General features: G+C 71.0%; 1 protein-coding gene. It reads right to left on the bottom strand.

Annotated features, from left to right (window positions below; genetic code table 11):
* On the bottom strand, positions 1-252 hold a 252-nt coding region (locus tag BUE91_RS07065; protein ID WP_180371199.1), incomplete at both ends, for an L-histidine N(alpha)-methyltransferase.

Below are 252 nucleotides of genomic sequence, written 5' to 3'. Positions count from 1 at the left end.
TGCCTGGATCGCGGCCAGCCAGGGCAGGGACTTGCTGCCGTCGCCGCAGCCGAGGTCCACCCACTGCGCCCCGCGAGGAAGATGCCGGGCGATGGCGGCCCGATGGCGCTCGAGGAGCGCACGCTCCGTGCGCGTGGGGTAGTACTCCTGCAATTCGCAGATCGCGCCGTACAGCGCGCACCCTTGTGCGTCGTAGAAGAACTTCGGTGCGATGCGCGCGGGCCGCTCGAGCAGGCCCGCCAGCAACGAGGC

The sequence above is a fragment of the Streptobacillus notomytis genome (genome assembly GCF_001902585.1).
GTDB lineage: Bacteria > Fusobacteriota > Fusobacteriia > Fusobacteriales > Leptotrichiaceae > Streptobacillus > Streptobacillus notomytis.
The sequence above is the reverse complement of the archived record's forward strand: the minus strand, read 5'-3'. Positions and strand labels throughout refer to the sequence as shown.